Below are 24,375 nucleotides of genomic sequence, written 5' to 3' on the forward strand. Positions count from 1 at the left end.
GAATATGTCCACGTCAGAGCCCGATGAGTCGCGTGACCGTGTCGCCCACATGGTGCACTCGACCGAGTCCATGCCCGCGGGCCAGGCCAAGTGCGAGGCGCTGGAGCGGGCGGCGCGCGCGGCCGACGCGGCGGGCTTCACCGACTACGCCGTCGCCGCCCGGCTGATCCTGGTCAACGCCTACCGGGAGATCCGCCGCTACGACCTGATGCTGACCCCGTTCGCCTGGCTGCGCACCACCGAGCGGCTGCACCCGGAGAGCTTCGACGAGTGGGCGCTGCACCAGTTCAACTGGATGCACAAGTGGCTGCCGACCGGGCTGCTCGGCGATCCCCGGTTCAGCCTGGAGCAGATCGGCTCCGTGGTGGAGGAACTGGCCGAGCGCTACCGGCAGCAGGGTTATTCGCTGCACCCGGTGCACGACAAGCTGCGCGCGATCGCCCACCACATCGGCGACACCGAGGCGGCCGACGCGCACTTCGCCGCGTGGCGGGCCGCGGAGCCGGACGAGATGAGCGACTGCGCGGCGTGCGTCGTGGACAGTCAGGTCGGGTACTTCGTGTCCCGCAAGCGGTTCGCCGAGGCCATCGACGCGGCCCGCTCGGTGTTGACGGAGCCGTCGGACTGCGCCGAGCAGCCGCACGGGGTGATGGCGTCGCTGCTGGAGGCGTACCTCGCCACCGGCAGGCTCGACGAGGCCGCCCGCGCGCACCTGGTGTCGTACCGGGTGGTGCGTGACACCCCGCAGGCGCGGTCGGCGCTGCACGCGCACCTGCGGTTCTGCGCGTTGACCGGCAACGCCGCGCGCGGGCTGGAGATCCTGACCCGCAACCTCGACGTGCTCGCCGACGCGCCCAGCCCGAAGGTGCGACAGGACTTCGCGGCCGCCGCCGCCCTGCTGCTGAGCCGCGTGCCCGACCGCGCGGACCGGATGTTCCGGGTCGGCGACAGCGCGCTCACCGGTGAGGAACTGTGGGCGCACTGCGTCGACACGGCGCGGAGCACGGCCAAGAAGTTCGACGAGCGCAACGGCACCGACGCGGCGAGCAGGCGGGTCGAGGAGACCCTGGCGCTGCCCGACGCTCAGCCGATCGTGCTCGCCGTGCCGGGAACCGTTGTCCCGCTTAGGGATTCCGAGCCGGTGGACCTGGCCGACCCGGTGGACGTCGCCGAGCGCGCGTGCGCCGCGATGGACGGCGGCGGACTGTTCACCGGGGCCCGACTGCTGGCCGCGCTGCCCGCCGACCTCGACGGACTGCTGCCCGACGGGCTCGCAGCCCGGGTCGCCGTGCACCGCACCTGGCTCGCGCGACGGGCCACACCCGAGGAGCTGATCGACAGCCTCAACGGCATCCTCGTCCGGCTCACCGCCGCCGGCGAGGACGCGGCGGCAGCCCGGCTGCACTCGTTCCTCGCCGACCTGCTCAGTTCGGTCGAACGCCCGGACGACGCCGCCTCGCACGCGGCCCTGGCGCTGGAGATCGCGCACCGCGCGGGCGACCCGATCGGCGTCATGCGCGCCCACCTGGCGACGGCGGATCTGCTCGCCGAGACCGACCCGGACCGCGCGGCGTCCGAAGTGGACGAAGCGGAGCGGATCGCGGTCGAGTCGGCACCCAACCGGCTCGGCGGGGTCCGCAAGGCGCGCGCGGAACTGTTGGAGCGCAAGGGAGATCTCGAAGGCTCGCTGAAGATCATCGAAGCGTTGGCGGCCGACTCCGAGCGGTGGCCGGAGTCGACCCGGCTCGCGGTGAGCGGCCACCGGGCCCGGCTGCTGGCCAATCTCGGGCGGGTCGAGGAGTCGGTGGAACAGTTCGCGCACTTCGTCGAGGTGGCGCGCACGTACCCGGGTCCGTGGGTGGCCGAGGCGCTGATGCAGTCGGCGAGCCTGCTCGACCAGACCGACCTCGCGGGGTCACACCTGCCGGTCCTGATCGACGCGGTCGCGGCGGCCAGGACGTACCTGACCCCGGGCGCGGTCGGCCAGGCGTGCCTACACCTCTCGGCCGGGTACCTGGCGGCCGGTCGAGACGTCGAGGCGGCGGAGACCCTGGAGGAAGCGCTGCGGCTGATGCCCACGGCGTTCGTCGGCCCGGTCGCGGACATCCACTACCGGCTGGCCCTGGCCTGCCGAAACCTCGGCGAGTTCGACGGCGCCGCCAACCACTTCGACGCGGTCCTGGCCACGGCGGACGACGGCGACCACGGCCTGCGCGCCCACGTCCTGTTCCAACTCGGCGACGCGCGGCTGGAACTCGGGGACTACCCGGGGGCGGCGGCGTCCTTCCGCGAGTCGGCGGCGACGTGGCAGATAGCGGACAACCCGGTGGCGGCGGCGGAGTCGTTGGTCAAGCTCGCGCACGCGGCGGGGCTGGACGACCTGCAGGCGGGATTGCTGGCGTTGGACGAAGCGGCCGACTTGCTCCCGGACGACTCGGTGCCGGGGGCGCTGGACCAGCAGGCGGATGTGATCGGGTTCCGGGTGGCGTTGCTGGCGCACCACCAGCGGTTCGCCGAGGCGCTGGAAGTCAACCAGCGCACGGAGGAGTACGCGGTCCGGCTGGGAAACAGCGAGTGGCACGCCTTCCTGGCGGGCCGCGCGGCCCGGCTGCGGTTGGACCTCGGGCAACTCGCGGCGGCCGAGTCGGACGCCCGGCGGGCGGCGGCGTTGCTGACCGCCGATGCCGGGGACGCGACGGTCGGGGCGGTGTTGGGGACGTTGGCTCGGACGTTGGAGGAGCAGGCGAAACCGGTGGACACCGATCCCCTGGTCCGCGAACTCACCGACCGGTTGTCCCACTAGGGATCTCGCGGGACACCCGCACGGCGGCACTGTCCGCCCACCGCCACCTGGACCCCGACGGCCGCCGCCGGTACTCGTTCAGTCCCCCACCCGGCCGGTGTCGTACGCCCACATCGCGATCTCGACCCTGTTTCGGGCGCCGATTTTGGTCAGCAGGCTGGCGACGTGGGTCTTGGCGGTCGTCAAGCCGATGAACAGCTCGGCGGCGATCTCGGCGTTCGTGCGGCCACGGGCGACCAGCGTCAGCACCTCTTCCTCGCGTTCGGTGAGCCGCTCGATCGGTTGGGTCCGTCGGCTCGACGGTTTCCTGGCGGCGAGGGTGGCCAGCAGCCGCCGGGTGATGTTCGGCGCGATCAGGGCATCGCCGACGGCGGCGGCATGGACGGCCTGGACGAGCAGCTCCGGCCCGGCGTCCTTGAGCAGAAAGCCTCGGGCGCCTGCCCGGAGCGCGCCCTGGACGTACTCGTCGAGGTCGAAGGTCGTGATCACCACTACCGCGATCGGGTCCGGGACGCCCCGCCCGGCGAGGAGCTCGGTCACCTCGATGCCGTCGAGCCCTGGCATCCGGATGTCGACCAGGCACACGTCGGGACGGAGCCGATGCGCCAGCTCGACCGCGGCGTGGCCGTCGGCGGCCTGGCCGACGACCTCGATGTCGGGCTGCGCGTCAAGGATCATCGACAGGCCGGTGCGCACCAGATCTTGGTCGTCGGCCACCAGCACGCGCACCGTCATCGGCGTACCTTAGTCGGCAGTTCGGCGTCGACCGCCCACCCGCCCTCGGGCGCAGGCCCGGCACGCAGCGTGCCGCCGAGCAGCTGCACGCGCTCGGTCATCCCCAGCAGCCCGAAGCCATGGTTCACCGACCGTGCCGGGTCGATCTGTCCGTCGTCGGTCACGCGTAGTCGCAGCTTTCCTCCACCCTCGACGACCCGGATCTCCACACGCGAGGCGTTGCGGGCGTGCCGCAGGGCGTTGGTCAGCGCCTCTTGCGCCAGCCGGTAGACCGCCGTGTCGACCTGGAGCGGAAGTTCGTCCAGGTCACCCGGCACCTCCACGTCGACGACCGGCACCGGGTCGCGGCGGGCGAGGGACACCAGGTCGGCAACGCCGGGCTGGGGGGCGTACTCCGCCGGCGCTCCGTCGCGCAGCACCCGGACCATCGCCCGCATCTCCGCGAGCGTCCGCGACGCTTCCCCTTCGATGGCCGCCAGCACCTCGAGCGCCGCCTCAGGTCGCTGCCCGGCCATCGCCCGGCCCGCCTGCGCCTGCACAGCGATCGCCGAGACGTGGTGGGCGACCATGTCGTGCAGCTCGCGCGCGAGGCCGACCCGCTCCTGGCTGCGGATCTGGTCCGACGCCCGGCGCCAACTCTCGGCGCGGTAGCGGAACGCCGCTCCGCCCGCCGCCGCCGCCACCAGGACGGCGAACCCGCCAAAGAGCTCGGTCGGCCCGGCGTAGTCGGTCGCAATGCTGAATACCGCAGCCGCCGCCACCACCGCCAGCCCGATCACGATCTCGCGCCCTGAGCCCCAGCGGACCAGCGCGTAGACGAGCACCAGGAGGTAGACCATCGTGTTCAGGCCCACGTTCGGGACCCCGCCCAGCAGGCTCGCCAGTCCCAACGCCATGCCGGTGCCGAAGCCCACCACGACACAGGCCAACGGGTGGGTACGCCGCCACAGCAGCACCGGCGCGAGTCCGACCGCCACGATCGTCGCGAACGGCCGCCAGGCGACGTCGTCCCGAAGGACTCCCTCGAGCAGCGCCGTCACCATCGACACCCCGACCAGCACCCAGTCGCGCCACACCCGTTCGGGAACGTCCGTGGCGCGGGGCTCGGCCCACAGCGAGCGCAGGGCGGTGGTGATCACACATCGAGTCTAGGGACCGCCGAGGCGTCGGGGACCGACCGAAAGAACGAGACGCCGCTCCTCCCACCGAACGAGGCGGGTCCGGCCTCGACGCCGATGTGCCCGCCGCCGGGCTCAGCGATCGTTGACCTACCGATCCTCACCACAACAACGGAGCCAGGATGAAAACACGTCAACCCACCGCCACCACACTGGAAGACCAGCCGATCCCGGTGAGGGCCAAGCTCGCCGCATTGTGGACAGGCGTCATGTTCCTGTACGCCTATGTGGACATTCTCGCCTTCTTCAAGCCGGGCGTCATCGATGACATCCTGGCCGGCGTCGTCTTCGAGTTCGACATCAGCCAGACGTTGTTCGTCACCTTCCTCGCGCTCATGGCGATCCCGATCCTCATGGTCGTACTGTCGATGACGCTGCCCGCCCGGGCGAACCGCGTCACGAACCTCGTCGTGGCCTCGGTACAGGTCCCCTTCGCCGCATTCAACGCGGTGGGCGAGTCCTGGAGGTACTTCTACGGCCTTGGCGTCGTACTGGAAGTGATCCTTCTCGCCCTCATCCTGCGGTACGCCTGGACCTGGCCCCGCACCGCACCGTCGGCGACCAGCCCGGACCGTGAAACCGTTCGCGCCCAGCAGTAAGCGTGAACCCGACGGCGACAAGACCGCCGTGTGGCCGCGTTACTTGGCGTGTTGTCGGCGGACTATCTCGGTGATCCAGCTCGGTGCGAACGGGGACGTGCAGCCCGGTGGTGTCGGGTAGTCCTTGAGCACCTGCAGGCGCTCCCCGATCTCGATCGCACGCGCGCGGTGCTCGGCGTGGTCGATGCCGATTTGGGCCAGGCAGTGGTTCATCGCCCACTGCAGCCGATCCGGGGCGTCCTTCATCTGCGCCTCGATGGTGTCGAGCAGTCCGGCGAGGTCCAGGCCCTCAGGCTTCTTCGCGACCCGGTCGGTCGTCAGCGCCCAGCCCGCGCTCGCGACCACCGGGTCCGGGTCGGCGAACCAGGCCAGGCGCAGGGCTTCCGCGTGTGGGCTCTTCTTCACCACGTAGCTCACGAGCCAGTCGTGCACCTTGGGGACGCGTGCCTCGCGCAGCATGGCGTCCAACTCGTTGCACTCGAAGGACTTCGGGCGGCAGATCAGGATGGCCACCAGCCTCGCCGCGGTGTCACCTGTCCCCCACAGTGCGCGAGCGAGTTCCTGTTGCGTCTTCAATCGCTTCGCGAGGGCGCGCAGCTTGGTGAGGTTCACCCCGTGATCGTCGCCGTGTCTCTCGTTGACCGCGCGCATCTTCGGGTCCTCGAGCGCGGCCAACTCGGCCATGACCTCGGCCACCGTCGTCTCAGTCACTCAGCCTCCCGCGTCCCCGTGAGACGTTAGCTCCCGCGACTCATGGCTGCCTGTCCGCGTACGCGAGGGCCGAGGGGGTCAGCCTGCCGACGATGGCCGGGGCCTCGTGGACGAGGGCGTCGTTCTCCACCGCCTCGACCATGAACCGGGCGTAGTCCACGCGGCGAGTCCGGTTGCTTGCCAGGATCGGGTCGCCGACGTGTCTGCTCCACACCGGGAGGCCCTGGCTCTCACCGTCCTCCAGGTCACTGCCCCGCACGACCGTCCACCTGGTGTCACTGGCGAAAACCCGCTCGCACGCCTCCACCTGGTCGTCCACGTCGACGAGCCGGATGAGCTTCGCCAGCCTGGTGAACACGGCCGCGTACAGCTTGAACGTCCAGGGGTACACGTCCTTCCCGTCGCGGGTGATGTGCCAGCCGCAGGAGAACACCAGCCGGGCGCCCGGGGCGTGGTCGAGCACCGCCTGCGCCGTGCCGGTGGCGAGGTGGTTCATCCCCCACGGCACCAGGACCGTGAGCACGGCGTCGCATCCGCTCACCGCTCGGGCTATGACGGCGCGGTCGTTCGTCGCGCCGGGGATCACCATGATGCGCCCCTCGAACTCGGCGAGCTTGGGCACGCTCTTCTCCCGGCACACGCCCACGACCTCGTACCCGCGCTCCAGCGCGTGCCGCACCAGGTGGCGGCCGAGCTTCCCGGACGCACCGACGACGCACATCTTCCGACCCATGGCCGCTCCTCGACTCGCCTCGACTTACAGCGTAAGGCTGTACCTTGCAGTGTAAGGTTGTCAAGCCGTCAGACAGGAGCTTTCGTGGCCACCGACCAGCCTCGCCGGGCGCTCAGCAAGGAGTTGGTGCTGCGCACCGCGGTCGCGCTGGCCGACGAGACCGGCACCGGGGTGCCGAGCATGCGCAAGCTCGCCGACCGGCTCGGCGTCGAGGCGATGTCGCTGTACCACCACTTCCGCAAGAAGGACCTGATCCTCGACGGCATGGTCGACCTGGTCTTCGCCGAGATCGACCTGCCCACCGCCGACGTCGACTGGCGGCCCGCCATGCGCGCCCGCGCGTCCTCGATGCGCGACGCGCTGATCCGCCACCCCTGGGCCATCGGCCTCATGGACTCGCGGACGAGCCCCGGCTACGCGACCCTGCGCCACCACGACGCGGTGATCGGCTGCCTGCGGTCCGGGGGTTTCTCGATCACCGGTGCCGTGCACGCGTTCTCGGTGCTGGACAGCTACATCTACGGGTTCACGCTCCAGCAGCTCAGCCTGCCCGCCAAGTCGTCCGCCGAACTCGACGACATGGCGGGCTCGGTCCTGAAAGAGCTGCCCGACAACGAGTTTCCGCATCTCGCCGAGCTGATCGTCAACCGCCCCAAGGAACCCGCGTACACCGAGGAGTTCCACATCGGACTCGACCTGATCCTCGACGGACTGGGGCGCGCGGCCTGGCGGTGATTCGGCTCGGCGCGTTCGAGGGCTATGGGCCGACTACCCGCCGGAAGGCCGCCCGGTAGTCGCTGGGGCGTCGTCCGGTGTGCTTGGCGAAGAGAGCGGCGAAGGTGCCGGAGTCCTGGTAGCCGACCGCGGCGGAGATGGCGGCGACGGTTCGGTCCGTCGTCTCGAGGAGGTGGCGGGCGCGGCGGACGCGCGAGGAACGCAGGTAGTCGAGCGGGCTCTGGCCCGCCTCCTCCGCGAAGCGCCGCAGCAGGGTCCGGGTGCTGATGTTGAAGGCGTCGGCCAGCGCGGTGAGGTCGTAGCGGTCGGCGAGGTTCTGGTCGAGCAGGCGCATGACCCGGTGGGAGAAATCGTTGCCGGGGCGCGGAAGCAGGCGCGCGTCGACGTACGGGGTCTGGGATGACCGGGCGTCGTCGACCAGGGCCACACGCGCGGTCGTGCGGGCGACTTCGGGGCCGCTGTGTTCGCGGATCAGTTCGAGCGCGAAGTCGTACATGGCGCTGAAGGCGGCGGTCGTGGTGACTCCCGTGTCGGTGACGACCAGCCGGTCCGGCCGGACGTCGGGGCAGCGGCGGGCCAGTTCGTCGGCGAAGAGCCAGGAGGTGGTGGCCTGGCGGTGGTCGAGCAGTCCGGCCTCGGCGAGCAGGAAAGCGCCGACACAGATCGAGACGACGGCGTTGCCCGCGGCGGCGTGGGCGCGGATCGCCGCGACCTCGAGCGCGAGGTCGGCGAGCTTCGCGTCGAGGTCGAGGTCGCGCCTGAGCTCGAATCCAGGCACGACAAGGACATCGACCTCGCGCAGCGGCGACACGGCCAACGCCACACCACCCGACGCGGCGACACGGTGGCGAGGGGAGATCACCGACACCTCGTATCCGGCGCGGTCGGGCCCCGCGACGTGCATGGCCATCGTGAGGAGGTCGGGCACGCCGAACACCTCGGAGGCGAAGCAGCCCGGATAGGCCAGGACGCCGACTCGCAGCATGTGGCGAGATTACCCTGATACCTGGCGATCTGGCCTATCCCCTGCCGTGGCCACCCTGGTCCACGCTGTCGGCATGACCGACGACGCGATCTCCGACTTCGCCCGCCGTCCCCTGGAGGTGGACGGCGTGACGAAGACGGTCCACGTCGCGGGTTCCGGGCCCGCCGTGGTGCTGATGCCCGAGATGCCCGGCATCAGCCCGGACGTCCTGCGACTCGCACGGTGGGTGCGGGACGCGGGGTTCACCGTGTACGTGCCCTCGCTCTTCGGGGTCGACGGCGCCTATCCCACGGCGTCATCCGGCGAGAAGATCGCGCGTCGGGCATGCGTGAGTGCCGAGTTCCGTGCCTTCGCCGGCGGCGGTACCAGCCCGGTGACGGTGTGGCTGCGCGGGCTCGCGCGGCTCGCCCATGCCGAGTGCGGCGGCCCGGGTGTCGGCGCGATCGGTCTGTGCTTCACGGGCAACTTCGCTCTCACCATGGCCCTTGAGCCCGCCGTGATCGCGCCCGTGGTCAACCACCCGTCACTGCCGCTGGACAACCCCGCCGGACTCGAACTCGACGACGCGGACGCACTCGCGATCCGAGACCGCGTCACGCGCGACGGCCTGAAAGTCCTCGCCTACCGCTTCGCCGGCGACCGCTGGTGCACCGCCGCGCGTTTCGCGGCCTACCAAGCACTTCTCGGCGACGCCTTCGACGGCCGCGTCATGCCGGACAGCGCCGCCAACACCGACCCGCCCCCGTTCTTCCGTGACGTGGTCGGGACTCCGCACAGCGTCGTGACCGCCCACCTCGTCGACGAGGCCGGGCATCCCACGCTGCGGGCCAGGGACGAGATCCTCGCCTTCCTGGCCGACCGCCTGCGCCCGTAATTCGGATGCGCGGGTAGCGGGGTCGACCTACCCTCGTGATCGTGATGCAGCACCTGTTCTTCCTCTGAGGGGACGACGCCTCCACCGGTGACCGCGAACGCGCGGCACCGGAGTTCGTCCTTTCCGCTCATCACCTCTCGTTGGAGGCAGTTCCCTTATGTCATCCCCTCTTTCGCCTGCGCTGGTGCGCACGGCGCATGTTCGCGTGTCCGGTGTCCACGTCTCCTTCGGCGGGCGTCCCGTGCTCTCGGGGGTCGATCTTGTCGCCGCCGCCGGGGACCGGGTCGCCGTCGTCGGCGAGAACGGCCGCGGCAAGACCACGCTGCTTCGGGTGCTCGCGGGCGACCTGCCCGTCGACCGCGGCGAGGTACATCGGGCGGGCTCGATCGGCGTCGCCGACCAGCAGCTCCCGCTCGGTGGGACCGTCGGCGCCTTGATCGACCTCGAACTGGCCGCCGTGCGCGGCGCCCTGGCCCGCCTGGACGACGCCACCGAAGCACTCACCGAAGGCCGTCCCGGCGCGGACGACGCCTACGCCGCCGCGCTCGCTGAGGCCGAAGCGCTCGACGCGTGGGACGCCGACCGGCGGGTCGAGGTCTCGCTGGCCGCGCTGAACGCCGTCGACGACCGCACCCGCCCGCTCGACACCCTCTCCGTCGGGCAGCGCCACCGGGTGCGGCTGGCCTGCCTGCTCGGCGCCGGGCACGCCGTGCTGCTGCTCGACGAGCCGACCAACCACCTCGACGCGGGTGGGCTCGACCACCTGACCGAGCGGCTGCGTGCCCACCCGGGCGTGGTCGTGCTGGTCAGCCACGACCGGGCGCTGCTCGCCGACGTGGCGACCTCGGTGATCGACCTCGACCCGTCCAGCGACGACCGACCGCGGAGCTATGGCGGTGGCTACGCCGCTTATGTCGAGGGACGCCGAGCCGAGCGGGCGCGCTGGGAGGCGCTGCACGCCGACCAGGTCGCCGAGCGGCAGCGGCTGGCCGACGACCTGTCCGCGGCGCAGAACCGGCTGCGCGACAACTGGCGGCCCGACAAGGGCCACGGCAGGCACACCCGCGCCACGCGGGCGCCTGGGCTGGTCCGGGCCGTGCACCGACGACAGGAGGACCTGTCCGCGCACGTGGTGGCGATCCCGTCGCCGCCCGCGCGGTTCTCCATGCCCGAGCTGCCCGGGGGCGCGACGCTGGTGCGGGCCACCTCGGTGACCGTGTCCGGGCGGCTGGAGCACCCGGTCGACCTGGCACTGGACGCCGGGGACCGGCTGGTGGTCACCGGGCCCAACGGCGCGGGCAAGTCGACACTGCTGGCCGTGCTGGCGGGCGATCTGGAACCGAGCGCGGGCACCGTCACCCGCGCCCGGTCGGCGCGGATCGGACGGCTGGGCCAGGAGTCCGACCTGCCGGGCAGGCGCACTGCGGCGGAGCTGTACGGCGAACGGGTCGGTGAGTCCGGGCCAGGGTTGGGTGAGCTGGGGTTGCTCGCCGGGTACGACCGGCACCGGCCGGTGGCGGAGCTGTCGGTCGGCGCGCGGCGGCGGCTGGACTTGGCGCTGGTGCTGGCGGACCGCCCGCACGTGTTGCTGCTGGACGAGCCCACCAACCACCTGTCGGCGTCGCTGGTCGACGAGCTGACCGCCGCACTCGGGTCGACCCCGGCCGCGGTCGTGATCGCCACCCATGACCGGCAACTGTTGCGGGACACGGAATCCTGGCCACGGCTGCGCGTGAGTACGGTGGGGAGATGGAGATAGCGCTCAGCGACGAGGACCGCCGTCTAGTCACGCACTGGGCCGCCGAGTGCGCGGCGCGGGTGTTGCCGCTGTTCGAGGCGAAAGCCCCGTCCGACACCCGGCCACGCGAGGCGATCGAGGGCGCTCGGGCGTTCGCGGTGGACGGCAGGCGGACCGCCCGCCTGCGCGCTGTCGGCTGGGCGGCTTTCGCGGCGGCACGCGAGGTCGACGATCCGGCGGCCACCGCCGCCGCCCGCTCCGCGAACCTCGCGGCGGCAACCCCGTACACCCACGCGTTGGCGACGCCACACCAGTCGAAACATGTTCTCGGGCCTGCGGTCTACCAGGCCCAGGCCCGAGAACTGGCCGCGGGCAACGACTTGAGCGTCGGCGACGAGGAAATCCGGTGGGCGATCGAACAAGCGTCGCCAACGGTTCGTTCGGTCGTGCGGCGATTTCCGGGTCGCGAGCCGGGTCGCACGCGGCTGGCCACACTCTTCTACGAGTTGGACGCCGGGCTGCGCCGCTGACGGGCCGCTATGGTGGACCGATGGGGTCGGTCAAACAGTTCCAGGTCACCTTCGACTGCGCGGAACCCGAGCGCGTCGCCCGTTTCTGGTGCGAGGTGTTGGGGTACGTCGTGCCGCCGCCACCGGAGGGGTTCGCCAGCTGGGGCGATTACGACCGCTCGCTGCCGCCCGAGCGTCAGGGGGCGACGTTCGCCTGCGGTGATCCCACCGGTGTGGGCGCGCGACTGTTCTTTCAACGCGTTCCCGAAGGCAAGGTCGTCAAGAACCGGGTACACCTCGACGTGCGAGTCGGCACCGGCCTCGTGGGCGAGGAACGCCTCGCCGCACTGGAGTCCGAATGCGCCCGCCTGGTCACACTGGGCGCGGCCCGCGTGCGACTGCTGGCCGCGGACGGCTTCGACGAGTCGTGCATCGTCATGCAGGACATCGAGGGCAACGAGTTCTGCCTCGACTAGTCCGACGTGCACGGCCCGATCCTGGGTGAACGTCAGACAGCCGTCAGAGTCGTCAAACCCGGGCCGTCAAGCTCATCCAACGCCACCCGTCGCCCGGAAATGGCCAGGAGCAAGGACAGTGCGGGGCCGCTGACCGCCGGACCGTCGCCGATCGACAGGTCGGTGTCCGTCGCCGTGAGGCGGATGCCGGACACGAGTTCCTTGGCTCCGCCAAAGGACGCCGGAGTGCGAGCCTGCAGGCGGAGCGACCGGATCACGGCCTCCCGCGCGTAGGTGTGGGTGATGCCCAAGGGGCGGCGGATGTCCTCACCGTGGAGGACTTCCTCGACGAGTCTGGTGTCCAGCGGGGCCGGAGGGGTCGACGTGCGGGACACCACCTGACGCAGGCGGTCCAACGTCTCCCCCGGTGTGGCGCCGCGTTCGCGGGCCACGCCGGAGGCGTTCTGGCGGTGGAAGTCGAAGCGGGCGCGGATGAAGGTGGTCACGAAGCTGGTGCGCGTCGTCTTGGCTGTGTTGATCAGGTGGGCTACGACGTCGTGGACGGTCCAGCCCGCGCAGAGGGACGGGGTGTTCCACTGTTCGTCGTCGAGGCCGGTGAGGTCCTCGATCAGTGCCGTTCGCTCGGCGTGTACCAGCGGCCAGACTTCGTTCTTCACGGACTGCTCCTTCGCTCGACCAAGTGTCTCCGAAGTAAGACTGTCGGCGCGGCGGAAACTCGTCGGTGGTCAGGCGTGGTGGGCTCGGGCGCTCGCGTACAGGCACACCGCGGCGGCGGTGGCGAGGTTCAGGCTCTCGGCGGCGCCGTACAGGGGGACCTTGATCACCGAGTCCATCTGGGACAGCACGTGGTCGTCCAGGCCGTGGGCTTCGCTGCCGAAGACCCAGGCGGTGGGGCCGGCCAGCTCACCGGTGGCCTCGAAGAGGTCGTGGTCGGCGTGGCCGTCCGCCGCGATCAGGCGCAGACCCGCTGAGCGGCAGGCGTCGAACACGGCGGTGGTGTCTCGGGAGCGGATCAGCGGCAGGTGGAAGACACTGCCGGTCGACGCTCGCACGCACTTGCCGTTATGGGGGTCCACGGTGTCGCCCGCGAACACGACCGCGGACGCACCCGCCGCGTCGGCCACCCGGGTGACCGTCCCGGCGTTGCCGGGGTCGGAGACGCCGACCATGACCGCGACCAGCGGACCCGCGAGCGAACCCAACGGCTGGTCGAGGACGTCGCAGACCGCGACGATGCCTTGCGGCGTAATGGTTTCCGACAGGCCGGACGCGGCCTTGTCGTTGACGTACGAGACCGGCGCGGTCACCGAGTCGAGCAGTTCGGCGTTGCGCGCGGCGGCCTCGGGGGTCACGAAAAGCTCGTGGACCCGCCCGAACGCCAACGCCTCACGCACCGCTTGGGCGCCTTCGACCAGGAACCGACCTGCCTTGTCCCGACCCGCGCGGCGGGTCAGGGCGCGAGCGGCAGCGACCCGGGGGGTCCGTTCAGTGAACGGCTCCACCCCGGGTCGCTGCGAGCGCATGCTCAGGAAGCTGCCTCGGCCTCGGCGGCCTTGCCCTGAGTGCCCGCGTTGGCGCGGGCGATCTCGACCAGCGCGGTGAACGCGGTCGGGTCGCTCACGGCCAGCTCGGCCAGGATCTTGCGGTCGACCTCGACACCGCCGACCCGAAGGCCCTCGATGAAGCGGTTGTAGCTCATGCCGTTCTGGCGCGCGGCGGCGTTGATCCGCTGGATCCAGAGCTTGCGGAAGTCACCCTTGCGGGCCCGACGGTCCCGGTAGGCGTAGTTGAGCGAGTGGAGCACCTGCTCCTTGGCCTTGCGGTACAGCCGCGAGCGCTGGCCGCGGTAACCGCTGGCGAGCTCGAGAGTCGTGCGGCGCTTCTTTTGGGCGTTGACCGCCCGCTTGACGCGTGCCACGGTTCCGTCCTGTCGATCTAGTGGGCGGAGTCATCCGCCCGGTGGGCATTCGGGGGTGTCTTAGCGAGCAAGCATCCGGTTGAGGCGCTTCTCGTCGACCTTCGCGACCTCGGCGGTGCCGGAGAGCCTGCGGGTCACCGAGGTGGGCTTCTTCTCCAACTTGTGGCGAAGGCCTGCCTGCTGACGGCGGAGCTTGCCCTTGCCGGTAACGCGGACTCGCTTGGAGGCCCCGGAATGGGTCTTCATCTTCGGCATGTTGGTTCCTCGTCTCGTGCCGTCCCGAGCCTTGGTGGCACTCGGGGCGGCAGCCAATCGGGGTGTTCGTCGACCGGCGGGACCGGTCTAGGGCTCCTCGGTCGAGCTCTCGCTCAGTTCGTCGGAGTCCGCGCCCTCGGTCGCCTTGGGCTTGGGCTTGAGGTTCTTGTGCGGCGCCAGCACCATGATCATGTTTCGGCCGTCCTGCTTGGCGGACGACTCGACGAAGCCCAGCTCCTCCACGTCCTCGGCGAGCCGCTGCAGCAGTCGGAAGCCCAACTCGGGGCGGGACTGCTCACGGCCGCGGAACATGATGGTGACCTTGACCTTGTTCCCGTGCTCGAGGAAGCGAACGACGTTGCGCTTCTTGGTCTCGTAGTCGTGGGAATCGATCTTCGGCCGGAGCTTCTGCTCCTTGATGACGGTGAGCACCTGGTTGCGCCGGGACTCCCGGGCCTTCTGCGCGCTCTCGTACTTGAACTTTCCGAAGTCCATGAGCTTGCATACCGGCGGGCGCGCCTGAGGTGCGACCTCCACGAGATCAAGATCCGCTTCCTGCGCGAGCCGGAGGGCGTCCTCTATGCGGACGATTCCGACCTGCTCGCCGTTGGGTCCGACAAGTCGGACTTCCGGCACGCGGATGCGGTCGTTGATGCGTGTCTCCGTGCTGATGGGGCCTCCTCGGTCCAGTGATATGACAGCGCGCGAGTGAGGTCCCCTGAACTACATCGAGCCCCGATGCCTGATGGCATGCGGGGCCCGCTTCCGACCGATCCTCGACACTGGCGCCGGTTAGGACACCGTCGAGTACACCAACAACACACCGAATGAACGGCGGGTTTTCAGTGACCGGACCCGGCCGCCTCGCGGTGACTCGGGTGGGAGCGGGGGCTCCACTTTGCCGCCCCCGCGCTAACGGGGGCTGGTCGCACGTGGAATGGTAGCAGACTGTGAACGACGGCCTTGACACCCCTGACAACCCCGGCGCCCAGTCCGCTGACCTGGACAACGACCGGGACCTGGCGAGTATTCCCAGCGTGGAGGTGATCAGCCGGGCCGCGGTGATGCTCATGTCCGCCTCGGCGGAGCGTCTCGGGCTGGCGGACGCCGACCCGGAGAGCAGCCCGCACCGCGACCTGGACGAGGCGCGGCGGCTCATCACGGCGCTGGCGGGGCTGGTGACCGCGTCGGTGGAGTACCTCGGGCCGCACGCCGGGCCGATCCGGGATGGTCTGCAGTCGCTGCAGCGCGCGTTCCGGGAGTCGTCGGCGTTTCCCGACGAGCCCGGACAGGGCCCCGGGGAGAAGTTCACCGGGCCGGTTTACTGATCGTCGTCACGAGTCGACAACGGCGGGCCCGAAAACGCGAAACGGCGTCTAGTTTCGCCGGTGACCACAGTCGAAGACCGGCCCCCGACGACCACCGTCCTGGTCTGGACGGCCCTGCTCCTCCTGCCCGCCATCGCGGTGCCGCTGCGGGTGCTGCCGATGACGTCGTACGGCAGGCCCATTCCATGGTTCACCGTGGTCGCGGGCGCGGTGGCGGCCCTGGCGGCCCTCGCGGTGGTGTGGCGGTGGCCGGACAAGGGCTGGCGCTGGACGGTGCTGATCGGCTGCCTCCTCGGACTGTCCAGTGGCGCGCTGTTGTTCGTCACGGCGGCGGACCTCGACGTGATGGGGACCGTCGCCACCGCCTCAGCGATGACGGTGCTCGTGGGCACGCTCGGCACGGCCGGGTGGCTCGCCCAGGCGGGATGGCGCGCACTCGCCGCGGTGGTCGCGGGGCTCGCAGTCCTGACGTCCCAGATCGGGCACGTCACGCGCGCGATCGAGCTCCTTCCGCAGTGGGGCCTGCCCGCGCTGTTCGCCGTGACCGGGGCCGCCTCCTTGGCCGCGGTGATCCTGCTGGGCCTCGGCGCGGACTACCGGAGCGCGGGCACCCGGATGTCGGGGCGTGTCATCCTCACGGCGGCCGTGGCCGCGCTCATCCCCGTGGCGTTCGCCGTGACGTCGTGGCTGCGACCCCAAGGCAAGTCCGAAGGCGGCGAGGCGTTCCTCGATCGCGTCCGGGAAATCGGCCTGGTCGCCGTGGTGATCGTCGCGGTCATCGCCGCACTCGCGGTGTGGGCCGGACCACGGCCCGCGCTCGGTGTGCTGTCGCTCGGCGCCTTGACCGCGGGCTCGTATCAACTCACGGCCTACGCCGCTTTCATCGCCAGCGGCGAGCGCGTGCCCGAGTTGAGGTTCGTCCGAGAGCCTGGTCTCGGGACAACGACCTGGCTGTTGATCCTCGCCGGTCTCGCTGTGGGCGTCGCGTTCGCGTTACCCGGGATCAGGGGCTACCTCGGGGCCGCCGCCGCGCTGGCGGCGGCGCTCTCGCTGTATCTGGCCGACAGCCACGGCGCGACAAGTCCACTGTGGCCCCAGGTCGCGGTGGCGGCCCTGGTCGCCGCGGTCGTCGCGGGTGTCGCCGCCGTGTGCGACGGACCATCGGCGGCGGCTGTCGGGATCACCGGGTTCCTGCTCGGCGGCGCGTTGGCCAGGGTCGACGGGCTCTGGACGCTCAGCTTCAGCGATCCGGTGTACACGAAGGACTTCGTCAACTGGATGCCCGTCGCGCTGATGGGAGCGGCCGCGGTGGGGTTGGCGGTGTTCACCTACCTGGGCTTGCGGGCGCAGCGTCACGACTCGGCAACTACGGCTACGCCGATGCCGGTCGACGCTTAGCTTTCGTCCGTGACCACAGCCGACACCCGGACCTCGACCACGGTGGTACTGGTCGGGACCGCCCTGCTCGTCCTTCCCGCCATCGCCCTGCCGCTCTACACGTCGCGGATCACGATGGGCGACCGACCGATGCCATGGCTGTTCGGGATCGTGGTTCCGGTGGCCGCGCTCGCCGCCATCGCGGCGATCTGGCGGTGGCCGGACAAGGGATGGCGGTGGGTGCTGCTCGCCGACTCCCTGTGCGCACTGGTCGTCGGGATCCTCGCTTCCAGCACGGCTGACCGTGCGGTGGTCATGACCTTGGCGAGCCCGGTCGGCATGACGGCTCTGATCGGTGTCCTCGGCGCTGCCGGGTGGCTGGCCCACTCGGACGCGCGGCCACTCGCCGCGATGGTGGCGGGTCTGGCGGTCGCGACCTACGGGCTCCGGCACGTCGTCGCCTTGGTCGATCTGGGGTCCCAGGCAGCCGACCTGACCCCGCTGTTCGCCGTGGCGGGTCTGGCGATCCTGTGCGCTGCGGCCTTGCTGGCCCTTGGCACCCGGTTCCCCAGCGAGCACGCGCGGCTGCCCCGTCGCCTGGTGATCGCGGCGATGGCGGCCGCGCTGATCCCCGTCGCCTTCACCGCCGTGTCGTGGCTGCTGCCGGTCGAGAACACGGGTTGGTTCCGGGAGATCGGCGTCGTCGCCGTGGTGGCGGTGCTCATCGTCGTCGCGCTCACCGCGTGGGCCGACCCGCGGCAGGCTCTCGCGGCGCTCTCGCTCGGCGCCCTGGTGGTGGGTGTCGCGACAATCGCCACTTACATCCTGTTCCTCGAGATCGCCGGCTTCCAGGGCGAACCGAGCGGGGGCCTGGATTTCGCGGACTGGCTGTTGATCCTGACCGGGCTCGCCGTGGGCACCGCGCTCGCGCTGCTCCCGATCAGGGGCTACCTCGGGGCGGTCGCCGCACTGGTCGGCGCGGTGGCGCTGTACCTCGCCGACGCCGAACCCCCCGGAGTCGCACTGTGGCACCAGTTCGCGGTGGCGGCCGTGATCGCCGCGGTGGTCGCGGGCGCCGCCGCGGTCTGCGACGGGCCATCGGCGGTGGCCGTCGGCGTCATCGGGGTCACCCTCGGCGCGGCCTTGGACGCGGTCGACTGGATCTGGACCGACGCGCCCACCAATCCGGTGTACAGCGTCGGTCCCGTCGACTGGGTGCCGGTCGTGCTGATGGCCGCCGCCGCGATCGGGTTGGCGGCGCACACCTTCCTGGGCGCGCGGGCTCAGCGGCTCCAGACGTACCAGACCTCGGGTCTGCCGACGGTGCCGTAGCGGGGTTTGCGGGCGACCTGGCCGTTGTCGGCGAGGTATTCGAGGTAGCGGCGGGCGGTGACCCGGGAGACGCCGACCTCGTCGGCCGCCGCCGTCGCGGGCAGGCCCTCCGGGGCGGCGCGCACGGCGGTGATCACCAGGTCCAGGGTCGGGCCGCTCATTCCCTTGGGCAGCACCAGGTTGTCCGACCCGCGCAGGGCGCCGAACGCTTCGTCCACATCGGACTGGCCGGCCGCCTCACCATGGCGGACGTGGGCACGAAACCTCGCGTAACCCTCAAGTTTCTCGCGCAGGCCGGCGAAGGTGAAAGGCTTGAGCAGGTACTGCACGACGCCCGCGGACACCGCCGCGCGCACGACGTTGAGGTCTCGGGCCGACGTCACGGTGATCACGTCGGCGGAGTGCCCGTTGGCGCGCAGGGCGCGGACGACTTCGAGGCCGTGGGCGTCGGGCAGGTAAAGGTCGAGCAGCACGAGGTCGACCGGGGTGGCGTCGAGGAACCGCAGGGCGTCGCGTCCGGAGTGGACGACGCCCGCGACGGTGAACCCGGGCACCCGCCCCACGTAGAGCCGGTGCGCCTCCGCGGCGACGGTGTTGTCCTCGACCACGAGCACGGTGATCACGCCCGCTCTCCTCTCGGCAGGCGCACAGTGAACACCGCGCCCACCTCACGTCCCACCTCGACCGAGCCCCCGGCCCGCCGAACCGCTTGACCGACCAGGGCCAGACCGAGCCCCCGCGAGTCGCCCGGCTTGGTCGACCAGCCGCGCTGGAACACCCGCTCGTGGGCGTCCTCCGGGAGACCGGCACCGCTGTCGGCGACCCGCAGGACCAGTTCGTCCGCGTCGCTGTGGGCGCTGATCCGCACCCAGCGCCCCTCGCTGTCCGCGGCGGCGTCGACGGCGTTGTCGACCAGGTTGCCCAGGATGGTCACCAGGTCTCGCGCGGGCACCCCGCCCTGGTCGGCGATCTCGGTGTCCTCGGCGACGATCAGCTCGACCCCGCGCTCGCTCGCGTCCGCCGCCTTGCCCAGCAGCAGGGCGGCGAGAACCGGTTCGGCGACCGCGCCGACGACCTGGTCGGTGAGCCGCTGGGCGATGGCCAACTCCCCCGTGGCGAACTCGACGGCCTCCGCCGGTCGGCCGAGTTCGACCAGCGAGACGACCGTGTGCAGCCGGTTCGCGGCCTCGTGTGCCTGCGCCCGGAGGGCTTCGGCGAAGCCGCGGACGGTGTCGAGTTCGCCGGTCAGGGCCTGCAGGTCGGTGCGGTCGCGCAGGGTCACGACCGTGCCCAGCGCACGCCCGTCGTGGTGGACGGTGGAGGAGTTGACGACCAGCATGCGGGTGTCGGTCAGGTGCAGTTCGTCGTGCATCTCGGTGTCCGAGAGCAGCCGCTCGACCAGGGCGTCCGGCAGGCCGAGCTCGTCGACCCGCTTGCCGTCGGCGTCGGCGGGCAGGTCGAGCAGGGCGCGGACACCGTCGTTGCAGAGCGTGACCCGGTGGTCGTCGTCGACCAGCACCAGCCCTTCGCGGACGGCGTGCAGGATCGACTCGTGGTAGCCGATCATCCGGCGCAGCTCGGCCGGGGCCAGCCCCCCGGTCTGGCGCCGCAGCCGCCTGCTGACGAGGTAGGTGGCGAGCGCGCCGAGGAGCAGGATCGCCGCGGCGATGACGACCAGCCACAGCACCCGGTCGGCGACTTCCGCGCTGATCGCCGAGACGCTGATCCCCGCGCTGACCAGCGCGATCACCCGGCCGTCGGCCATGCTGGTCACCGGGACGACCGCGCGCACCGACGGGCCGAGGGTGCCGGTGTAGGTCTCGGTGAACGCCCGGCCCGCGAGCGCCTCGGCGGTGTTGCCGAGGAAGCGGCCGCCGATCATCGCCGGGTTCGGGTGGGTGTAGCGGACGCCGTCGGTGCTCATGATCGTGATGAAGTCGACCCCGGTGTCGGCCCGCACGCGCTCGGCGTAGGGCTGCAGCACCGCGGTCGGGTCCGGGCCCGCCACCGCCGTGGCCACGGTCGGCCCGCCTGCGATCGCCTTGGCCAGCGCCGTCACCTCCGCGGCACTGGACTCCTCGGCCCGGTCGGCGACATCCGCCCAGGCCAGGGCCGCGCTCGCGGCCACCAGCAGACCCACGATCACCACCTGGACGACCAAGAGCTGCCGGGCCAAGCTCCACTGCTTCATGTCGACAGTGTGAACGCTATGAACTCAATCGTGACCGGGGCCACAGCAAAGGAGACGGTGTTCGGCAACCAGCCCACAGAGAGGCCCCCACCGTGTCGACACGCACCGAACCCCGTCGCAGGGACCGAACCCATTACCTCTACCTGGCCGTCATCGCGGCCGTCATCCTCGGCATCACCGTGGGTTTCGCGGCCCCGGACCTCGCGAAGTCGCTCAAGCCGTTGGGGACGGCGTTCGTCAACCTGATCAAGATGATGATCAGCCCGATCATCTTCTGCACGATCGTCCTTGGCGTGGGCTCGGTGGCGCGGGCGAGCAAGATCGGCAAGGTCGGCGGTCTGGCGCTGGGGTACTTCATGGTCATGTCGACCGTCGCCCTGGGCATCGGCCTGGTGGTGGGCAACATCCTGCACCCCGGTGACGGTCTGCAGCTGACCGAGGCGGTCGCCGCCAAGGGCGAGGCGCAGGTCAAGTCGGCCGAGGGAACGACCGAGTTCCTGCTCGGGATCATCCCGAAGACGCTGGTGTCGGCGTTCACCGAGGGCTCGGTGCTGCAGACGCTGTTCGTCGCGCTGCTCGTCGGCTTCGGGCTGCTGGCTCTCGGTTCGCGCGGCGAGCCGGTGCTGCGCGGGATCGGGCACATCCAGACGCTGGTGTTCCGGGTGCTGGGCATGATCATGTGGGCGGCGCCGATCGGCGCGTTCGGCGCGATCGCGGCCGTGGTCGGCGAGACCGGGCTGGCCGCGCTGAAGAGCCTCGCGGTGATCATGCTGGGCTTCTACGCCACCTGCCTGCTGTTCGTCGTGGTGGTGCTGGGCGTGCTGTTGTGGCTGGTCGCGCGGGTCAACCTGTTCTCGCTGCTGCGCTACCTGGGCCGCGAGTTCCTGCTGATCCTGTCGACGTCGTCGTCGGAGGTGGCGCTGCCGCGGCTGATCGCGAAGATGGAGCACCTGGGCGTGAGCAAGCCGGTCGTCGGCATCACGGTGCCCACGGGGTACTCGTTCAACCTCGACGGCACCGCGATCTACCTGACGATGGCCACCCTGTTCGTCGCCAACGCCATGGGCAACCCGCTCTCGGCGGGCGAGCAGATCTCGCTGCTGCTGTTCATGATCATCGCGTCCAAGGGCGCGGCCGGCGTGACCGGCGCGGGCCTGGCGACCCTGGCGGGCGGCCTGCAGTCGCACCGGCCGGAACTGGTCGACGGCGTCGGCCTGATCGTCGGGATCGACCGGTTCATGTCCGAGGCGCGGGCGCTGACGAACTTCGCGGGCAACGCCGTCGCGACCGTTCTGGTCGGCACCTGGACCAAGGAATTCGACCGCGGTCAGGCCGCGCGGGTGTTCGCCGGGCAGGCACCGTTCGACGAAGCGTCACTGGTCGATGACCAGGAGGAATCGGTTCCCGAGCCGCGGCACGAACTGCTCGAACAAACCGCCGCACGGCCGTAGCCTTGCCGGTAGTTGTTCGTTGAACGACCGAACCGCCCGCCGACCGATGCCCCCGGCGCGGGCGGTTCGGTATGTAAAGCGCATCTTCAATACATCGTTAAGATCGCTTGATGCACGAGGGTCCAGAGCCACTCCCGGTCGACCGGACGAGCTACGTCGGTCGCGACGAGGAGTCGGCCGTCGCGAGGAAGCTGCTCGCCGCAGGCCCGATCGTCACCCTGGTCGGACCCGGCGGGGTGGGAAAGACCAGGTTGGCGGCGCGGGTCGCGACCGAGGCGCGCTTCAACGACGGTGTCGCGTTCGGCGAGCTCGCCGACGTGGCCGACCCGCAGCTGCTGGCGGGCACGGTCGCCGACCGGCTGGGGCTGCGCGACCAGACCGCGCGGCCCGCTGTGGACGCCGTCGTCGAGCACCTGCGGGACCGGCGAACTCTGCTCGTGCTGGACAACTGCGAACACCTGGTCACCGCGTGCGGGGAGTTCGTCGCCGCGCTGGTCTCCGCGTGCCCGCGGCTGGCGGTGCTGGCCACGAGCAGGCAGTCGCTCGGCATCAACGGCGAACGCCTCCTCTCGGTGCTGCCGCTGGCGGCGCCGAATGCCGACGAGGTGGTCAGCGCGGCGGACGCGGAGCGGTTCGACTCGCTGCGGCTCTTCGCCGACCGGGCGGCCGCGGTCGTGCCCGGGTTCACCGTCACCGACGACAACTGCCAGGACATCGCCCGGGTGTGCCGGGCACTCGAAGGGCTGCCGCTGGCCATCGAGCTGGCCGCGGTGCGGCTGCGGTCGCTGTCGCTGACCCAGATCGCGGAGCGGCTGAGCAGGCCGATGTCGCTGCTGACCGTCGGCAGGCGCACCGGCCCACCGCGGCAGCAGACGCTGCGGGCGATGATCGACTGGAGCCACCAGCTGTGCTCGGAGCCGGAGCGGCTCGTGTGGGCGCGCGCGTCGGTGTTCTCGGGGACCTTCGGACTCGAGGCCGCCGAGCAGGTGTGCGGCGGCGCCGGTGTCGAGCCCGGGCTGGTGCTCGACCTGGTCGACGCCTTGCTGGACAAGTCGATCCTGGTCCGGGAGGAACAGGACGGCCTGGCCCGCTACCGGATGCTGGAGACCCTGCGCGAATACGGGCACGACCGGCTGGCGGCCTCCGGTGACGCGCCCCGGGTCCGCCGCCTGCACCGCGACTGGTACGCCGAGCTGGCCGCGCGGCTGGAGAGTGGGTGGGTCGGCAAGGACCAGATCGCGTGGGTCGCGCAGCTGCGCAATGAGCACGCGAACCTTCGGGCCGCGCTCGACTTCTGCGTGACGGAGCCGGGCGAGGCGACCGTCGGGCTGGCGATGGCGACCAGGATCGGGCCGTACTGGGGCATCCGCAGCCTCTACAGCGAGGCCCGGATGTGGATCGACCGCACGCTCGCGCTGACGCCCGCCGACGCCCCCGAGCGGGTCGGCGCGCTGCGGCTGCACGGGATGTTCGCGCTGCTGCAAGGTGATCGCGACGCAGCGGAACGGCTGCTGGCCGACGCGGAGCGGCTGTGCGCGGACCGCACCGAGGGCGCGTACATCGCCGTCGTACGCGGGATGGCGGCGCTGTTCACCTTCGATGGTGTGCCCGCGCGGGACCTGCTCGACGACGCGCGGGCGGTGTTCCGCGAGTCGGGGGTGCTCAACGGCGAACTGTTCGCCGCCTACCTGGGCGCGTTGGCCACGGCCCTGTGCGGTGACCCGGACAAGGGGCGGATCCGGCTGCGGGAGACCATCGCGACGTGTGAGCGGATGGGCGAGGTCTCGTACCACTCGCTGGCGCTGTGGGCGTTGAGCTCGATCGAGATCCTGTACGGCGATCCGGCCGCCGCCAACCGGGCGGCGCTGCCCGCGTTGCGGCTCACCCGGCTCATCGACAACCGGATCGTCGAGGCGTTCCTGATGGCCAACCTCGTCCTGATCGCCGCCGACAAGGGCGAACACCGGCGCTGTGCCTTGCTTTTGGGGGCCGCCGACTCGATGTGGACGGCGCTGGGGACCGACCCCGAGGAGGTGAGCTGGCTCAGCCGCCGCCGCCGCGACGCCATCGCCGCCACCCGCGAGGCGCTCGGCGAACCCGGCTTCGACACCGCCCGGGCGGCGGGCCGCGCGATGTCGCGGTGCGAGGCGGTCCGGGTCGCGTTGAACGACACTGTCCCCGCGATCGCCACGGTCACCGGTGATTTCGGGCCGCTGACCCGACGGGAGGCCGAGATCGCCGGCCTCATCGCACAGGGGCTGACCAACAAGGACATCGCCGCGCGGCTGTTCATCGCGCCGCGCACGGCGGAGACGCACGTGGCGCACATCTTGGCCAAGCTCGGGTTCAACACACGCGCGCAGATCGCGGGGTGGGTGGTCCGGCTGCCGGAGCAGGCACAGCGGTAGCGGCGGGATTCGGTGATCGCGCGTCATGCCGACTGGGCG

General features: G+C 71.0%; 24 protein-coding genes. 12 read left to right on the plus strand and 12 right to left on the minus strand.

Going from position 1 to position 24,375, the window contains the following annotated elements; translation table 11 throughout:
- The first annotated feature begins 4 nt into the window (after positions 1-4).
- Entirely contained in the window at positions 5-2,803 is a 2,799-nt protein-coding gene (locus tag C8E96_RS28570) for a tetratricopeptide repeat protein (RefSeq protein ID WP_091383230.1), read from the plus strand.
- Between the two features lie 78 nt (positions 2,804-2,881).
- Here C8E96_RS28570 and C8E96_RS28575 read toward each other — a convergent pair whose 3' ends face one another.
- Positions 2,882-3,538, minus strand: coding sequence for a response regulator (locus tag C8E96_RS28575; protein WP_091383229.1), 657 nt, complete (start codon positions 3,536-3,538; stop codon positions 2,882-2,884).
- Complete coding sequence (locus C8E96_RS28580) at positions 3,535-4,677, minus strand: sensor histidine kinase (protein ID WP_091383228.1); 1,143 nt, start codon at positions 4,675-4,677, stop codon at positions 3,535-3,537. The genes C8E96_RS28575 and C8E96_RS28580 overlap by 4 nt, the downstream gene beginning before the upstream one ends.
- Positions 4,678-4,838: 161 nt before the next feature.
- On the opposite strand from C8E96_RS28580, the gene C8E96_RS28585 reads away from it, so the two are divergent.
- A complete protein-coding gene (locus C8E96_RS28585; protein WP_091383227.1) occupies positions 4,839-5,315 on the plus strand; it encodes a DUF6326 family protein in 477 nt (158 codons plus the stop codon).
- 39 nt (positions 5,316-5,354) lie between these two features.
- Here C8E96_RS28585 and C8E96_RS28590 read toward each other — a convergent pair whose 3' ends face one another.
- Positions 5,355-6,026 carry a DNA alkylation repair protein gene (locus C8E96_RS28590; RefSeq protein ID WP_228770257.1) on the minus strand — a complete coding sequence of 224 codons (672 nt, stop codon included), beginning with the start codon at positions 6,024-6,026 and terminating at the stop codon, positions 5,355-5,357.
- A 40-nt stretch (positions 6,027-6,066) separates the two neighbouring features.
- Positions 6,067-6,759 carry an NAD(P)-dependent oxidoreductase gene (locus C8E96_RS28595; RefSeq protein ID WP_091383226.1) on the minus strand — a complete coding sequence of 231 codons (693 nt, stop codon included), beginning with the start codon at positions 6,757-6,759 and terminating at the stop codon, positions 6,067-6,069.
- Between the two features lie 84 nt (positions 6,760-6,843).
- Between C8E96_RS28595 and C8E96_RS28600 the strand changes: the two genes are divergently transcribed.
- Positions 6,844-7,494: a TetR/AcrR family transcriptional regulator gene (locus C8E96_RS28600; RefSeq protein ID WP_091383225.1), complete on the plus strand. Its 651-nt coding sequence runs from the start codon at positions 6,844-6,846 to the stop codon at positions 7,492-7,494.
- A 22-nt stretch (positions 7,495-7,516) separates the two neighbouring features.
- Here C8E96_RS28600 and C8E96_RS28605 read toward each other — a convergent pair whose 3' ends face one another.
- Positions 7,517-8,479 (minus strand): GlxA family transcriptional regulator, encoded by a 963-nt coding sequence (locus C8E96_RS28605; RefSeq protein ID WP_091383224.1) that lies wholly within the window; start codon positions 8,477-8,479, stop codon positions 7,517-7,519.
- A 73-nt stretch (positions 8,480-8,552) separates the two neighbouring features.
- Between C8E96_RS28605 and C8E96_RS28610 the strand changes: the two genes are divergently transcribed.
- The 4 genes from C8E96_RS28610 (at position 8,553) to C8E96_RS28625 (ending at position 12,076) form a co-directional block, all read left to right on the plus strand.
- Positions 8,553-9,353 carry a dienelactone hydrolase family protein gene (locus C8E96_RS28610; RefSeq protein ID WP_091383317.1) on the plus strand — a complete coding sequence of 267 codons (801 nt, stop codon included), beginning with the start codon at positions 8,553-8,555 and terminating at the stop codon, positions 9,351-9,353.
- Between the two features lie 157 nt (positions 9,354-9,510).
- Positions 9,511-11,112: an ABC-F family ATP-binding cassette domain-containing protein gene (locus tag C8E96_RS28615; RefSeq protein ID WP_091383223.1), complete on the plus strand. Its 1,602-nt coding sequence runs from the start codon at positions 9,511-9,513 to the stop codon at positions 11,110-11,112.
- Entirely contained in the window at positions 11,103-11,621 is a 519-nt protein-coding gene (locus C8E96_RS28620; RefSeq protein WP_091383222.1) for a putative immunity protein, read from the plus strand. The genes C8E96_RS28615 and C8E96_RS28620 overlap by 10 nt, the downstream gene beginning before the upstream one ends.
- Positions 11,622-11,641: 20 nt before the next feature.
- The gene (locus C8E96_RS28625) at positions 11,642-12,076 is read left to right on the plus strand and encodes a VOC family protein (RefSeq protein WP_091383221.1); all 435 of its coding nucleotides are present in this window, start codon (positions 11,642-11,644) and stop codon (positions 12,074-12,076) included.
- Positions 12,077-12,108: 32 nt separating this feature from the next.
- On the opposite strand, the gene C8E96_RS28630 is transcribed toward C8E96_RS28625, so the two are convergent.
- The 5 genes from C8E96_RS28630 to infC all read right to left on the minus strand — a co-directional run bounded on the left by C8E96_RS28630 (position 12,109) and on the right by infC (position 14,939).
- Positions 12,109-12,732: a maleylpyruvate isomerase family mycothiol-dependent enzyme gene (locus C8E96_RS28630; RefSeq protein ID WP_091383220.1), complete on the minus strand. Its 624-nt coding sequence runs from the start codon at positions 12,730-12,732 to the stop codon at positions 12,109-12,111.
- A gap of 69 nt (positions 12,733-12,801) precedes the next feature.
- Complete coding sequence (locus C8E96_RS28635) at positions 12,802-13,599, minus strand: TrmH family RNA methyltransferase (protein WP_091383219.1); 798 nt, start codon at positions 13,597-13,599, stop codon at positions 12,802-12,804.
- A 2-nt stretch (positions 13,600-13,601) separates the two neighbouring features.
- The gene (rplT, locus tag C8E96_RS28640; RefSeq protein WP_091383218.1) at positions 13,602-13,994 is read right to left on the minus strand and encodes a 50S ribosomal protein L20; all 393 of its coding nucleotides are present in this window, start codon (positions 13,992-13,994) and stop codon (positions 13,602-13,604) included.
- Between the two features lie 60 nt (positions 13,995-14,054).
- The gene (gene rpmI / locus C8E96_RS28645) at positions 14,055-14,249 is read right to left on the minus strand and encodes a 50S ribosomal protein L35 (RefSeq protein WP_091383217.1); all 195 of its coding nucleotides are present in this window, start codon (positions 14,247-14,249) and stop codon (positions 14,055-14,057) included.
- An 87-nt stretch (positions 14,250-14,336) separates the two neighbouring features.
- Positions 14,337-14,939, minus strand: coding sequence for a translation initiation factor IF-3 (gene infC / locus C8E96_RS28650; RefSeq protein ID WP_166658281.1), 603 nt, complete (start codon positions 14,937-14,939; stop codon positions 14,337-14,339).
- A 260-nt stretch (positions 14,940-15,199) separates the two neighbouring features.
- Between infC and C8E96_RS28655 the strand changes: the two genes are divergently transcribed.
- The 3 genes from C8E96_RS28655 to C8E96_RS28665 are packed head-to-tail and all read left to right on the plus strand — an operon-like array spanning position 15,200 to position 18,286.
- Positions 15,200-15,577: a DUF1844 domain-containing protein gene (locus C8E96_RS28655; RefSeq protein WP_091383215.1), complete on the plus strand. Its 378-nt coding sequence runs from the start codon at positions 15,200-15,202 to the stop codon at positions 15,575-15,577.
- 60 nt (positions 15,578-15,637) lie between these two features.
- On the plus strand, positions 15,638-16,975 hold the full coding sequence (locus tag C8E96_RS28660; RefSeq protein ID WP_091383214.1) for a hypothetical protein: 1,338 nt from the start codon (positions 15,638-15,640) through the stop codon (positions 16,973-16,975).
- A 9-nt stretch (positions 16,976-16,984) separates the two neighbouring features.
- Entirely contained in the window at positions 16,985-18,286 is a 1,302-nt protein-coding gene (locus C8E96_RS28665) for a hypothetical protein (RefSeq protein ID WP_091383213.1), read from the plus strand.
- On the opposite strand, the gene C8E96_RS28670 is transcribed toward C8E96_RS28665, so the two are convergent.
- Together C8E96_RS28670 and C8E96_RS28675 are read right to left on the minus strand one after the other, a co-directional pair.
- Positions 18,238-18,909 carry a response regulator gene (locus C8E96_RS28670; protein WP_091383212.1) on the minus strand — a complete coding sequence of 224 codons (672 nt, stop codon included), beginning with the start codon at positions 18,907-18,909 and terminating at the stop codon, positions 18,238-18,240. The genes C8E96_RS28665 and C8E96_RS28670 overlap by 49 nt on opposite strands.
- Entirely contained in the window at positions 18,906-20,477 is a 1,572-nt protein-coding gene (locus tag C8E96_RS28675) for a sensor histidine kinase (RefSeq protein ID WP_091383211.1), read from the minus strand. The genes C8E96_RS28670 and C8E96_RS28675 overlap by 4 nt, the downstream gene beginning before the upstream one ends.
- 92 nt (positions 20,478-20,569) lie before the next feature.
- Between C8E96_RS28675 and C8E96_RS28680 the strand changes: the two genes are divergently transcribed.
- Together C8E96_RS28680 and C8E96_RS28685 are read left to right on the plus strand one after the other, a co-directional pair.
- Positions 20,570-21,928 (plus strand): cation:dicarboxylate symporter family transporter, encoded by a 1,359-nt coding sequence (locus C8E96_RS28680; RefSeq protein ID WP_091383210.1) that lies wholly within the window; start codon positions 20,570-20,572, stop codon positions 21,926-21,928.
- 110 nt (positions 21,929-22,038) lie between these two features.
- Positions 22,039-24,336, plus strand: a complete 2,298-nt coding sequence (locus C8E96_RS28685; RefSeq protein ID WP_091383209.1) for an ATP-binding protein — start codon at positions 22,039-22,041, stop codon at positions 24,334-24,336.
- Positions 24,337-24,375: the final 39 nt, after the last annotated feature.

The organism is Actinokineospora alba, from assembly GCF_004362515.1.
Taxonomy (GTDB): Bacteria; Actinomycetota; Actinomycetes; order Mycobacteriales; family Pseudonocardiaceae; genus Actinokineospora; species Actinokineospora alba.